Here is a 12,397-nt window from a genome sequence, read left to right as displayed (position 1 = left end):
AGCGGCTCGATCTGGAGCGTGCGCGCCGCCGTCATTACCCGGCGCTCGATCTCGTCCTTCGGCGTTTTTGCCTGCTTCAGGCCGAACGCCATGTTCTCGAATACGCTCATGTGCGGATAGAGCGCGTAGTTCTGGAACACCATCGCCACGCGGCGCTCCGAGGGCAGAACGTCGTTCATCAACTCGCCGCCGATGCGCAACTCGCCCGAGGTGACGCTCTCGATGCCGGCGATCATCCGCAGGAGCGTCGATTTTCCGCAACCGGAAGGGCCAAGGAAGACACAGAACTCCCCGTCGCCAAGGCCGAGCGCGATCTGGTGGAGAACCGTCACCTGGCCAAACCGCTTTTCCACGTTCTTCAGTGTGATGGAGGTCATTTTTCGATACCTTCCCTAGCCTTTGAGCGATCCGGCCATCATGCCGTTGACGATCTTCTCCTGCCCGATCGCGTAGACGACGATCAGCGGCAGGGTGCTGAGCGTCACGACGGCAAGGATCGTGGGAATATCGGCCGCGTACCGCCCCTGAAATTCCCACACCGCGAGCGGCAGCGTGCGCACCGCTGGCGAGGAGGTCAGCACATAGGCGAAGACGAACTCGTTCCACAGCATGATGCCGTTGTAGATTGCGACCGTGGAGATGCCCGGCCCCGACAGCGGGAAAAAGATCCGCGCGAAGATCTTGAACGGCCCGCAACCATCCAGAAGCGCCGCTTCTTCCAGTTCGCGCGGGACCTGCCGCATGAACTCCGTCAGGATGAAGACGGAAACCGGCAGGCTGGTCGCCACATAGGGACCGATCAGCGCAAACAGCGTGTCATAGAGGCCGAGCGAGCGCGTCATCAGATAGACGGGCACCAGGGTGACATGCAGCGGCACGATCATTCCGGCGACGATCAGCCCGAAGAGCGCGGCATTGAAGCGGAATTTCAGCCGCGCCAATGCATAGGCCGCCATCGTGCTGACACTAACGATCAGCGCCACCGACACGACGATCACGAAGGTGCTGTTGCGCAGGTAGGTCAGGTAATTCCCCTGAATGACCTGAACGTAATTGCCGAAGTTCAGGGATTCAGGCAGCGCCCAGACCGGATTCACATAGGTTTCCTCCTGTGTCTTCAGGCTGGTGAAGACGACGAAGATGAACGGCAGTGTGGTAACGGCGAGCCAGAAGAGGCCAAGCGCCGGGATCGTGATGCGCGAGAGTTTGAAGGAGCTTTTCGCCATCGCCCTAGACCTCCGTCTCGAAGCGTTTGGAAACCCGGAGCGAGACGACGGCGATCACCATGATGATGATGAACATGGCCGAGGCGATGGTGCTGCCGTAGCCCAGCTGGAAGGAGGAAAAGACCGTGCGGTACATGTAGGTCGCCATCACTTCGGAGGCATTTTCCGGCCCGCCGCCGGTCATCACGTAGATCAGGTCGAAATAGCGCATCGAACCGATCACCACGAGCAGCACCGCGGTGCGGAACGTGCCCTGAAGATGTGGCAGCTTGAGGCGCCAGAATATCGTTCGCCCGCTTGCGCCATCGAGCCGTGCGGCCTCGGTGATTTCGCGCGGAAAGGAGGAGAGCGCGGCAAGAAACAGCACCATGTAGAACGGGATATGCTGCCAGGAGACGACGGCGATCACCGAGCCGAGCGCCATCTTCGGATCCCCCAGCCAGTCCTGCGTCCAGCCATAGAGGCCGAGGCCATCGAGAATGCCGTTGATCAGGCCGAAATTGGGATCGTAGATGTTCTTGAACAGCACCCCGAGTGCGACGCTCGACATCAGGAGCGGCAGGAAATAGAAGATCTTGAGCAATCGCGAGCCCTTGCTTGCCTCATCGAGAACGACCGCCAGCACCACGGCGATGGGAAGCTGCACGAGGATGGAAAAGACCGCGAGCAGGATGTTGTGCCAGGCCGAGCGCCAGAACAGCGTGTCGTTCATCAGGCGAGTCCAGTTGTCGAAACCGACGAAGACGGCGCCATTGCCCAGTCCGTTCCAGTCGACAAAGGACAGACGGAAGCTGGAAACCAGCGGATAGAGCAGAAATACCAGCAGCAGAAAGATCGCGGGCGCCAGAAAGACAAAGGGGGCCAGCTTCTGCGCCTTGCGAAAACGTCTGGTCGATCGGCGATGGTCCGGGGAGATATCAGCGGAAGACATGGGCAAACGCCTTTCCTGAGACACACCGCCGGCCGCCGCCTGCGACAGCGACAGCGACCGGACGTTTGTCTCAACCTGAAGGGGTGGCTGTTGAACCGGTGATCAGTTGCCGGTCTGGGCCTGCGCAGCCGCTTCCATCTTCGCTGCGGCCTCCTCGGGCGTGATCGACAGGCCAAGAAGCTCCTGCGTGGTGTCCTTGTGAACCTCGCCGAGCGCTGGCGGCAGTTCCTGATCGTACCAGAGCTGGACGCTCGGAGCCTTCGCCACCATTTCCATCACGCCCGAAAGGTAGGGATCCGCGATAACGAGATCCTTGACTGGCATGATTCCGTTGTCTTCGAGTTTCTTTTGCACGGCGGTATCGTCGGTCAGGTGCATGAGAAGATCGAAGGCGGCGTCCTTGTGCTGGCAGGAGGACGAGATGCTCAGGAAGTTGTCGCCCAGCGTACCGACGACATTGTCGGGATCGCCCTTGCCGCCCTGCACCGACGGAAACGGGAAGAAGCCGATCTTGTCGGCAAAATCGGGGTTTTCGTTGGCGATCGTGGCAAATTCCCAGGTGCCCATCAGTTCCATGGCGGCCCGGCCGGAATAGAGAAGGCGCCGCGACCCGCCAATGTCGTAATCGAGCCCGTTATAGCCGCGCGCGAACCCGCCAGCCCTTACCAGATCCTGCAACATCTGGCCCGCCTGGATGAAGGCCGGGTCCTCGAAACTGCCACCGGGTTCACGATCCGCGGCCTTGAGAAAGGTCTCCGGTCCGCCAATACGGTCGGCGAGGTAGACGAAGAACATCGATCCCGGCCACTTGGTCTTGTTGGCAAGCGCGAACGGAGCGATATTCTTCTCCTGCAATTGTGCGACGACAGCCATCAACTCGTCCCAGGTCTCGGGCGGCGTGATGGCGTTCTCCTCGAAAAGTTCCCTGTTGTAGATGACGACACCCACCGCCGTGGTCTCGGCGGGCAGGCCGTAGATATCGCCCTCGAAGGTCACGGCCGTGAAACTGGCGGGCATGAAACGATCCGCGAACTCCGGGACCGCCTCCAGATAAGGTGTCAGATTCACCACCTGATCCGATTTGATATACTCCCGCAGCGGCCCGCCGCCCCATGTGGTGAAGATGCAGGGCGCCTCGTTGGCGCCGAACGCAATCTTCAGTTTGGTTTTGTAGGCGTCGTTGGCAAAATGCGAGTCCACCACCTTGTAGCCCGGGTTCGCCTCTTCGAACCGGTCCATGCCGTTTCGAATGACAGAGACGGTGCGCTCCTGTGTCTGGAGATCCCACGACGTGATCGTCCCGGTATCCTGCGACTGGGCCGCCAGCGGCAGAACGCCGGCGAGGGCGGCGCAGCTCAGCAGTTTTGCGGCTTTCACGGTTGCCTTGATATGCATGTCTTCCTCCCGATATGACGACTCGCATCAACGTTACGAACGTAACGTTACCGATATCGTTATCTATGTCAATTGACGGATTCAGATGTCTGCGGGATAACATTGCTTCGAACTTTGTTGCATGGCGGTATGCAACGGGCCTTCGGGCCTGAACCCTGTCGAAACGGTACGAAATGAGGAGATCATGAACGTTACGCGTAACGCTACGACGACTTGCGCAAAGCCTGCGTCAAAACGCCCCGGGCGGGCGCGGTACCTTCGGCGGGTCCGAACCGGAGACCTGCGGCCATGACCAGAGGCAGGGCCACGCTGGCGGAAATTGCGAAAGTTGCCGGTGTCTCCCGCATGACCGCATCGCGGGCGCTGAACGATCAGCCCGGTGTCTCGGCCCGAACCCGGGAGGATATCCTGAGAATCGCCGACGAAATTGGCTACACGGCCAATCCGATGGCGCAAAAGCTCTCCACCGGCAGGACACGCATCATCGGTGTGGTGGCGCAACTCCACACGCCGTTCGCGGCCGATCTCGTGCTGGGAATTGGCGGTCAGGCGCGCGGCATGGGGTACGAAATGCTGGTCTATTCCCTGCCGGAGAACAACAGCGAGCCACCGGGCAGTGTCCGCAACCTGCTCCAGCAGATCACCGACGGGGTGATCGCCATCCTGCCCTATGAACCGGGCTATCTCGAGCCGCTTGCGAGCGCGTCGGTTCCGGTGGTGACGGTCGACACCCAGGCCGACGATTCGCGCTTCCCCTCGGTCAGCGCGGACAGCTATCAGGGCGGGCGCCGCGCGGTGACCCATCTTGCCGAACTCGGCCACCGGCGGATCGGCATCGTTACCGGCAATTGTCGGCTCGCCTCAGCACGCACACGTCTTGTGGCCTACAGGGATACGGTTGCGCAACTCGATCTGGACAGCGACGAAAGGCTCATCGCTGACGGACGATATACGCAGAAGGGCGGGTATGACGCGGCCAGAATCCTGCTCGCGCTGCCCGAGCGCCCCACGGCGATCTTCGCCTGCAACGATCTGAGCGCGCTCGGGGCGATGGCGGCGATCCGCGAGGCCGGCCTGCGCATTCCCGAAGACATCTCTATCGTCGGTTTCGACGACATCCTGCTGGCGAGCCAGATGCATCCGGCGCTTACGACAATTCGGCAACCGCTGCACGAGATGGGTCGGTCTGCGGTGAACATGCTGCTGGCGCTGATCGTCGGGCTGGAGCTTCCCAGCCGCCAGACCGTGCTGCCGACCAGCCTGACGATACGCGAGTCGACCAGCCGTCCAGGCGATCATGCGGGGCGGCAAGGCCATTCCGTGGACGGGCGCGAGGCCGGTCGTCGGGAGTAAGGCGGCGCCCGGCCGGTGAAGACAGGCATTGCAATCTGGTCCAGTACGAACTGACAGAGTTCGGGGCGCTCGCCGCAGCGATCTGGCCGGCGGCCATTCCGGCCGGCCGGCCCGGATCGGGTGACGGAACATTTCCATGCCCGGTGGGTTCAGGTGAAAATCAGCGGGGCATGGGCCTGTTCCCGACGCCGCAGGTGTCAAAACCCGAGCCGCCAAACAGTCTAAAAAAGATAAAATACAATTGACAGGAGCAAAATTGTTTTTTATCGGTTTTGTGGCAGACTGGGCGTTATATCCGGCCTGCGAGGTTGGCGCTGGAGGGGACGCCATGTCTGGGGGGTGCATTTCCAACTGCGAGGCCGGACTTGCCCGCTGTCCGGATCGGTCGGGGATTCGCGCGCCGTACCAGCCTCCCCGCGGGTGTCCGGCGGCCGGCCTGCCGCGCGCCGGCCGTGGGGCGGCGCATCACCCGAACGCTCTGTACGAACCTCATGCACACCATGATCGACAGGGAGAAAGAAGGATCAATCCCATGAAAAACTGGTTGAAACAGACTGCCGCGGCTGTTGCGATCGCTGCATTGGGCAGCGGTACGGCACTTGCCGAAACCGTCATCAAGGTCGCCTACGAGAACAATCCGGGCGAACCCGTCGATGTCGTGATGCACTACTGGAAGGATCTGATCGCGGAGCGCAGCAACGGCGAGATCACCTTCGAGCTTTATCCCAGTGCCCAACTCGGCTCGAAACAGGACGTGACCGAGCAGGCGATGCTGGGCGACAACGTCATCACCATCACCGATGTGGGTTTTCTGGCCGATTACATTCCCGATCTGGGTATCCTGTTCGGCCCCTATCTCGCCGAGGATGCGAGCCAGCTTTTCGCGATCTATGAATCCGACTGGTACAAGGAAAAGGAGCGGGAACTGGCCGACAAGGGCATCCACGTCGTGATGTCGAACTATCTGTACGGCCCACGGCACCTGATTGCGAAAAAGCCGGTGCGGACGCTGGACGACATGAAGGGCATGAAGATCCGCACGCCCAACAACATCATGCAGATCCGCGCCATCGAAGCGATGGGTGCGACCGCCACGCCGATGCCGCTGGGCGAGGTCTATACCGCATTGTCGCAGGGTATCATCGACGGAGTGGAGAATCCGCTCTCGGTTCTCTACGGCCAGAAATTCTATGAAGAGGCAAAATACCTCAGCCTGATCGGGTATCTGCTGAATACCTCGCTCTTCATCGGCGGCGAGGCTTTTTTTGGCAGCCTGCCGCCCGAACAACTCGACATCATCCATGAAACCGCGAAAGAGGCGGGGCTTTACAGCCAGCAGCTTTCGGTCGAATCGGATGCGGCGATGATCGAGAAATTCCGTGAAGCCGGTGTCGAGATCATCGAACCCGACACCACCCCGTTCCGCGAAGCGGCCAGGGCCGTCTATGGCGAGTTCCCTGAGTGGAGCGACGGTCTTTACGACCAGATTCAGGCGCAACTGGGGAACTGACACTCTGTGCGGGCCGGCGGTAATCCCCGCCGGCCCGGTTTGGTATCAGCGGGAGTTGCCACATGTTGAACCGGCTCTATACGGTTGTCGTCTCGGCCGCGCTTGGCTTCATGGTCCTTGCCACCGCCTATTCCGTCTTCATGCGTTACGTCGCCGGGGCGCCGGTGCACTGGATGGAGGAAATAAGCGGGATCTGCATGATCTGGATCGTCATGGTTGGCGCGATCATCGCCGAACGTGACGATTCCAACCTTTCCATCCCCCTGTTCGTCGACATGCTGCGCCCGCGCGGGCGGGCGCTGGTCAACCTGATGGTCGGAATCGTGTCGATCGTCCTGCTGATCTATATCGCCTGGCTGGGTTACGTGCTGGCCAGCAAGGTGGCGTTCAAGCTGACCGGCGTGCTCAAGATCTCGTGGTACTGGATCGATATCGCGGTGCCGGTCGGGGCAATCGGCATGGCCGCCTATACGGCGCTGCGCCTGCCGCGTTTCATCAGGACCATCCGCTCGGGAAAAGAGGAGGCCGCAGAATGACCTGGGTCATCATCGTTCCGCTGCTGCTTCTGGCGTTCGCGCTCAACATGCGGCTTTATCTCGGCATCCTGCTCGCCGTCCTGGTCTATTTCAACTTCTTCGCCACGATGCCGCCCGAAATCGCCATCCAGCGGTTCGTCGCGCCGTCGCAGAACACTTCGCTGATGGCGATTCCGTTCTTCATGCTGCTGGGAACGCTGCTGGCCTATTCGGGGATCGCCGAGCGGATCATCCAGGTGGCGCTGCTGCTGGTCGGGCGCATCCGCGGCGGGCTGGCGCAGGCCAACATCATGGTCAGCCTGCTGCTGGGCGGGCTCAGCGCCTCCAACCTTGCCGATTGCGCGATGCTGACGCGCATGATGGTGCCCCAGATGGAAAAGCACGGCTACGACCGCGGCTTCGCGGCGGCCGTCACGGCGGCGGGTTCGCTGGTCACGCCGATCATTCCGCCGGGGATCGCGCTGATCATCTATGCGCTTGTCGGCGACGTATCGGTGGGCAGCATGTTTGTTGCCGGTATCCTGCCGGGGATCCTCTGCGCGGTGCTGCTGATGGTGGCGATCTACATCGTCGCCACGAAACGCGGCTACAAGCCGGCCAGGACCGACAAGGTTCCGTTCGATCAGGCGATGACGACGCTGGTCGGCGCCTGGCCGGCGGTGTTCATCCTGCTGGCCATCGTCGGGGGCATCCGCTTTCGCGTCTTCACCCCACACGAGGCGGGTGCGGTCGCCGTGCTGCTGGTGATCGTGGTCGGCATGCTTGTCTACCGGACAATGACGCCGCAGAACATCGTCGAATCGCTGGTCGAAACGGCGCGCTCGACCGCGTCGGTGATGCTGATCATCATGGCGAGCGGCGCGCTCGGCTGGATATTCTCGGTCGAGAAGGCGGGCGAGGCCTTTGCCGAACTGATCACCGGATTTTCCAGCAACAAATACGTCTTCCTGTTCATGCTGAACATTGCGCTGCTGTTCTTCGGCATGCTGATCGAGGGGACGGCGCTGCTGATCATCCTTGTGCCGCTGCTGAAACCGACGCTTGCCGCGCTGGGGATCGACCCGGTCCATTTCGGCATCATCATGGTGCTCAACCTGTCGATCGGTACCCTGACGCCACCGGTCGGAACCGTCATGCTGATGGTCTGCAACCTTGCCGGGGTCGGGGTGGGAAAGTTCACCCGCGAGGCGCTGCCGATGTATCTCGCGCTTCTGGTCGCGCTGGGGCTGGTCGTCGTCTTTCCGGCGATTTCGCTGCTGCTCGTGGGCAGGGGCTGATACGCAAAACCGGCCGCGAACCGGCTGGCGCGGGAGGGGCCGCTGAAATGCGGCCCCGTCCGGTTCGGGCAGTCCGGCTTGCCGGTCAGCTTTCCGCGACGATGGCGGACAGGCGCGGTGTTTCCTGCGTGCCGCCGTTGGCTCTGGACCAGCCGAGAAAGGCACCGATGCGGCGGGCAATCTTCTGCTCGTGATTGCCGGCGATATCGGCAAGACGATGGAAGAGGAACGGGTTGCCGAACCGGTCGAGCGTGGTAGCAGCATAGACACGCGCCTCGTCTCCCGCCCCCGCCGCTTCGAAGCCGGGAATTACCTCTTTTTCATAGAGGTCCAGCAGGTCCCGGCGAACGGTGTCGATCGCCAGGTAGTCCCGCACCGATTCGGTTCCCTGCGGGTTCTTCAGCCAGTTGTCGGTCATGTAGGTATGCCCGAGGTTCAGGATGAACAGCTTCAGCGCCTCGGCGGATTCGAGCGTTTCGACCAGCCGGATGGCCGGATGTTGACAGGGTGGAACCACGCCCGGCGCGGCCTCGATCGCCCAGAGCGCATAGGGCTCCGCGACCGCGCCCGCAGGCTCGATGGGTTCCGAAACGATCCGGTCGACCAGCGAATTTGCCCAGATCACATTATCCCGCAGCCACGCTGCATAGGCCGGGTCGTCCTGCCCGGCGAGTTCGAGGACGCGCGCCTTCAGCACATCGCCGTTACGCTCGATCAACTCGGTGGGAAGGATTGCCAGCGGTTCGCCTCCCGCCGCGAAGCGGGCGCGCAGCAGCAGTTGCAGCTTGGCGGGATAGGACATCGCCTGATCGAAGACCCGCGCGACATCGGCGGGCTGCGGGTCGAACCCCCTGTCGGCAGTGTTCGAGATCACATGGGTTGCCTCGTCGCGGAAAATCCGCACGATCTCGTCCCAGTCGGCTGCGGTCGAAAGGCCCCGCCGCAGGCTGTTGACGGTCAGCGTCCGGCCGATCTCCGCGCCGTTTTCCAGCCCCCGGATGCGCACCGGGTAGCCTTCGGGCCTGACCAGCGCCCGGACCCTGCCGGCGCGCGCGGCGTCGCCCGAGCTCTGCACGACGGTCACCGGCCCGACATTCTGTCCTTCCTTCATCGCGGCGTCGATGAATGTGTCGGCATGGGCCTGAAGAAAGCGGCTGGTGCCAAATTGCAGGATCGGGGTTTTCGGGTTGGTCATGGCATGGTCTCCGGTGCAGGCAGACATCCGGGCCCCGGTGGCGCGAAAGTCTTGTAGGTGAGAACGAATTCGTGGTGCCCAAGCCTTTCGGCCGCGGTGCGCGCGCCACGACCGAGCGCGATCAGCCTGTCGTGGATTTCCCGGCCAACCTCGTCGAGCGTCGCCGTGCCGTCGATGACCCGTCCGGCGTTCACGTCCATGTCTTCTCCCATTCGCGCGCATGTCTCGGGATTGGCGCAGACCTTGAGGACGGGCGAGATAGCCGAGCCGACGACAGACCCCCTGCCGGTGACAAAGATGACAGCATGCGCCCCGCAGGACATCAGTTCGGCGATCTCGGCGGTATCGTTGATATTGGGAAAGCCGAAACGCGGCGACCCGTCGGGAACCACATCGAGCAGGTAAAGCCCGCCGCGGGGCGGCTGGATGCAGGGTTTGACGATTCCCGCGATCGCCGAGCGGCCGGACTTGGCATAGGCGCCGAGAGACTTTTCCTCGATGGTGGACAGTCCGCCTTCCGCATTGCCCTGAGAAAAGGAGCCGTAGCCCATGGCATCGTAATAGCGCACCGCTTTCTGTACCGTCCCGACAAGTGCGACACCCAGTTCCGGCGTGATGGCGCGCGCGGCCATGATATGTTCGCAGCCTATCAGCTCTCCGGTCTCCTCGAAAACGCAGGTGGCCCCTTCGCTCAGAAGCAGGTCGAATGCCCGCCCGGCGGCGGGGTTGCCGGCGATACCCGAGGTCGCATCCGAGCCGCCGCAGATCGTACCGATCACAAGCTCGGCCGGCGCCATCGGCACCGTCGGCAGCAGGTCGAGTTGCGCACGCATCTGCGAAACCCGGGCCCGACCGTGCTCCACACTGGCCCTGGTTCCTCCGGCCTGCTGGATCGTCAGCAGTTCGGCCGGCCGTCCCGATGCCTCGATGACCTCAAGCAGCCGGCGCTTCTGGAAATTCTCGCATCCCAGCGAAACCAGCAGCACGCCGCCGACATTCGGGTGCGTGCAGAGCGTTTCCATCATCGTCTGTGCATAATCGTTGGGAAAGCAGCCGGAAAAGCCGATCACGTGCACGTCGTCACCCTCGAATGGGCGCACGATGGCGCGCGCGACATGATGGGCACATTCGACCAGATAGGCCACGACAAGGATGTTGCGGATACCCTTGCGCCCGTCCGTGCGTGGCCAGCCGCGCATGTCGCCCGTTTCGCTCACGTCGATGCCTCCCAGTCGCGAATCACGGTGTATCGGCTTTCGATATTGTGCAGGTGCACATGGTCGCCGACCGCGATATCGCAGCGCGCCACGCCGATCGGCAGCCCGTATTTCAGCACCTCTGCACCGGCGGGGATCGGCAGAATGGCGACCTTTTGGCCCATCGGCAGCGTGCTTCCCAGAACGATCTCCCGGCCATCGACCGCCTGAAGCGAACCCGCCACCACGCCGCGCAGGAGCACCGCGATATTGTCTGCCGGGTTCAGCTGCAGCAGGGCCGGGGCCGCATTGCGCGTTGTCTCAGCCATGGAAGGTTCCTCCCGATCCAAAATGTTCTTTATCAAGAAAATACATTGACAGCAACTTGAATTGATTTTTAATGATAAAGAACATCGTCGAAGGCGAGTGTTCAGAGGGGAGTGATGATCCGTGCCTGCCGCAGCGCCCGATGCTACCCCGCGTTTCCGGGCTCTTCGCGTGGGGTTTCCGAACGTCTCTCCAGACACCACCCGCCGGCGCGCCGGGATGCGGCCCCGGAATGCTCTCCCGAGGGGAAAATGCCATGAAAGCTCTTGTCATCAGCGATATCGGAAAAGCCGAGTTCACTTCGGTCGAACCCGCCAGGCCGGGGCCCGGCGATGTTGTGCTGAAGGTGCGCACGGTTGGCCTGTGCGGAAGCGATCTCAACACCTTTCGGGGGCTCAATCCGCTGGCGAAACTGCCGCGCATTCCCGGCCATGAAATCGGCGGGACGATCGTCGAGACCGGCGCGGATGTCCCGGCGGATTTCGCGCCGGGGCGTTCGGCGATTGTCGTTCCCTACACCAGTTGCGGCAAATGCGCCTCGTGTCGGAAGAGACGGACAAACGCCTGTCAGTTCAACGCCACGCTCGGCGTCCAGCGTGACGGCGGAATGTCGGAACGGCTGGTTGTTCCCCATGAAAAGCTGATCCTGAACGACAGGCTGCCCGCACGCCATCTGTCGCTTGTCGAGCCGCTGTCGGTTGGGTTTCATGCGGTGGCGCGCGGCTCGGTTGCCGCGGGCGATACCGTGGTTGTCCTGGGCGGCGGCATGATCGGGGTCGGCGCGATGCTGGGGGCGATCCAGCGCGGTGCGCGCGTGATCGCGGTCGAGGTCAGCGAGGCCAAGCGGCAGCTTCTGCTCGACTTCGGCGTTGCGGCGGTGGTCAATCCGCTGCGGGTCGATCAGCTCGAAGCGGTGCGCGAACTGACGGGCGGCGATGGCGCGGATGTCGCCATCGAGGCTGTCGGCCTGCCCGAGACCTTTGTCGCCGCAGTGGACATGGCCGGGTTTGCCGGGCGCGTGGTGTTCGTCGGCTACGCGAAGAAGGACGTTTCCTTCAACACCTCGCTCTTCAACCTCAAGGAGCTTGACATGTTCGGCTCGCGCAACGCGACGCGGGCGGATTTCGGGGCGGTGATCGGGTTCGTCGAGGCCAACCCGGCGATCAGCGACAAGCTGATCAGCCGCGTTTTTCCGTGGGACGAGGCCGAAGGATCGTTCGAGTTCTGGGAGGCGAACCGGAACGAGACACTGAAGGTCATGGTCGAGTTTCCCGATGAGTGAGCCCGATGAGTGAGACGGTCGCGTCCCATCTTTCGTCCACCTACGGATTGTGCGGGCGCACAGCCCTGATCACGGGCGGCGGCAGCGGGATTGGGCTGGCCATCGCGCGCGCGCTTGCCGCTTCGGGCGCGCGCGTCGTCATTGCCGGCCGGCGGAAGGCGGTGCTCGA

At 62.5% G+C, this 12,397-nt stretch carries 13 protein-coding genes; 6 read left to right on the top strand and 7 right to left on the bottom strand.

Annotated features, from left to right (window positions below):
• The 4 genes from ACK5IR_RS07510 to ACK5IR_RS07495 form a co-directional block, all read right to left on the bottom strand.
• Positions 1 to 377 (bottom strand): ABC transporter ATP-binding protein (locus ACK5IR_RS07510; RefSeq protein ID WP_416927486.1); only part of this gene is annotated, 377 nt, incomplete at its 3' end.
• Between the two features lie 15 nt (positions 378 to 392).
• Positions 393 to 1,226, bottom strand: a complete 834-nt coding sequence (locus tag ACK5IR_RS07505) for a carbohydrate ABC transporter permease (RefSeq protein WP_416927484.1) — start codon at positions 1,224 to 1,226, stop codon at positions 393 to 395.
• A 4-nt stretch (positions 1,227 to 1,230) separates the two neighbouring features.
• On the bottom strand, positions 1,231 to 2,157 hold the full coding sequence (locus ACK5IR_RS07500; RefSeq protein ID WP_416927482.1) for a carbohydrate ABC transporter permease: 927 nt from the start codon (positions 2,155 to 2,157) through the stop codon (positions 1,231 to 1,233).
• Between the two features lie 102 nt (positions 2,158 to 2,259).
• Entirely contained in the window at positions 2,260 to 3,552 is a 1,293-nt protein-coding gene (locus ACK5IR_RS07495) for an extracellular solute-binding protein (protein WP_416927480.1), read from the bottom strand.
• A gap of 288 nt (positions 3,553 to 3,840) precedes the next feature.
• Between ACK5IR_RS07495 and ACK5IR_RS07490 the strand changes: the two genes are divergently transcribed.
• The 4 genes from ACK5IR_RS07490 to ACK5IR_RS07475 all read left to right on the top strand — a co-directional run bounded on the left by ACK5IR_RS07490 (position 3,841) and on the right by ACK5IR_RS07475 (position 8,228).
• A complete protein-coding gene (locus ACK5IR_RS07490; protein WP_416927478.1) occupies positions 3,841 to 4,905 on the top strand; it encodes a LacI family DNA-binding transcriptional regulator in 1,065 nt (354 codons plus the stop codon).
• A 544-nt stretch (positions 4,906 to 5,449) separates the two neighbouring features.
• Positions 5,450 to 6,415 (top strand): C4-dicarboxylate TRAP transporter substrate-binding protein, encoded by a 966-nt coding sequence (locus ACK5IR_RS07485; RefSeq protein WP_416927476.1) that lies wholly within the window; start codon positions 5,450 to 5,452, stop codon positions 6,413 to 6,415.
• 62 nt (positions 6,416 to 6,477) lie between these two features.
• Entirely contained in the window at positions 6,478 to 6,951 is a 474-nt protein-coding gene (locus tag ACK5IR_RS07480; RefSeq protein ID WP_416927474.1) for a TRAP transporter small permease, read from the top strand.
• Entirely contained in the window at positions 6,948 to 8,228 is a 1,281-nt protein-coding gene (locus ACK5IR_RS07475) for a TRAP transporter large permease (protein ID WP_416927472.1), read from the top strand. Before ACK5IR_RS07480 ends, ACK5IR_RS07475 begins: the two co-directional genes overlap by 4 nt.
• 85 nt (positions 8,229 to 8,313) lie before the next feature.
• Here ACK5IR_RS07475 and ACK5IR_RS07470 read toward each other — a convergent pair whose 3' ends face one another.
• Genes ACK5IR_RS07470 through ACK5IR_RS07460 form a run of 3 tightly spaced genes read right to left on the bottom strand, consistent with a single transcriptional unit; the run spans position 8,314 to position 10,948 of the window.
• Positions 8,314 to 9,423: a mannitol dehydrogenase family protein gene (locus ACK5IR_RS07470; RefSeq protein ID WP_416927470.1), complete on the bottom strand. Its 1,110-nt coding sequence runs from the start codon at positions 9,421 to 9,423 to the stop codon at positions 8,314 to 8,316.
• Positions 9,420 to 10,640, bottom strand: a complete 1,221-nt coding sequence (locus ACK5IR_RS07465) for a UxaA family hydrolase (RefSeq protein ID WP_416927468.1) — start codon at positions 10,638 to 10,640, stop codon at positions 9,420 to 9,422. The genes ACK5IR_RS07470 and ACK5IR_RS07465 overlap by 4 nt, the downstream gene beginning before the upstream one ends.
• Positions 10,637 to 10,948: a UxaA family hydrolase gene (locus ACK5IR_RS07460; RefSeq protein WP_416927466.1), complete on the bottom strand. Its 312-nt coding sequence runs from the start codon at positions 10,946 to 10,948 to the stop codon at positions 10,637 to 10,639. The genes ACK5IR_RS07465 and ACK5IR_RS07460 overlap by 4 nt, the downstream gene beginning before the upstream one ends.
• 254 nt (positions 10,949 to 11,202) lie before the next feature.
• On the opposite strand from ACK5IR_RS07460, the gene ACK5IR_RS07455 reads away from it, so the two are divergent.
• Both ACK5IR_RS07455 and ACK5IR_RS07450 read left to right on the top strand, forming a co-directional pair.
• The gene (locus tag ACK5IR_RS07455) at positions 11,203 to 12,228 is read left to right on the top strand and encodes a zinc-binding alcohol dehydrogenase family protein (protein ID WP_416927464.1); all 1,026 of its coding nucleotides are present in this window, start codon (positions 11,203 to 11,205) and stop codon (positions 12,226 to 12,228) included.
• A gap of 5 nt (positions 12,229 to 12,233) precedes the next feature.
• Positions 12,234 to 12,397 (top strand): SDR family NAD(P)-dependent oxidoreductase (locus tag ACK5IR_RS07450; protein WP_416927488.1); only part of this gene is annotated, 164 nt, incomplete at its 3' end.

The organism is Tropicimonas sp., assembly GCF_047971885.1.
Lineage (GTDB): Bacteria > Pseudomonadota > Alphaproteobacteria > Rhodobacterales > Rhodobacteraceae > Tropicimonas.
Note: the sequence above shows the minus strand (reverse complement) of the source record. Positions and strands in the feature narration are given on the sequence as shown.

Bases quoted from the DNA above. Each gene is read 5' to 3' on its own strand.
- ACK5IR_RS07505 (WP_416927484.1), bottom strand. From the start codon at position 1,226: ATGGCGAAAAGCTCCTTCAAACTCTCGCGCATCACGATCCCGGCGCTT.
- ACK5IR_RS07500 (WP_416927482.1), bottom strand. From the start codon at position 2,157: ATGTCTTCCGCTGATATCTCCCCGGACCATCGCCGATCGACCAGACGT.
- ACK5IR_RS07495 (WP_416927480.1), bottom strand. From the start codon at position 3,552: ATGCATATCAAGGCAACCGTGAAAGCCGCAAAACTGCTGAGCTGCGCC.
- ACK5IR_RS07490 (WP_416927478.1), top strand. From the start codon at position 3,841: ATGACCAGAGGCAGGGCCACGCTGGCGGAAATTGCGAAAGTTGCCGGT.
- ACK5IR_RS07480 (WP_416927474.1), top strand. From the start codon at position 6,478: ATGTTGAACCGGCTCTATACGGTTGTCGTCTCGGCCGCGCTTGGCTTC.
- ACK5IR_RS07475 (WP_416927472.1), top strand. From the start codon at position 6,948: ATGACCTGGGTCATCATCGTTCCGCTGCTGCTTCTGGCGTTCGCGCTC.
- ACK5IR_RS07470 (WP_416927470.1), bottom strand. From the start codon at position 9,423: ATGACCAACCCGAAAACCCCGATCCTGCAATTTGGCACCAGCCGCTTT.
- ACK5IR_RS07460 (WP_416927466.1), bottom strand. From the start codon at position 10,948: ATGGCTGAGACAACGCGCAATGCGGCCCCGGCCCTGCTGCAGCTGAAC.
- ACK5IR_RS07455 (WP_416927464.1), top strand. From the start codon at position 11,203: ATGAAAGCTCTTGTCATCAGCGATATCGGAAAAGCCGAGTTCACTTCG.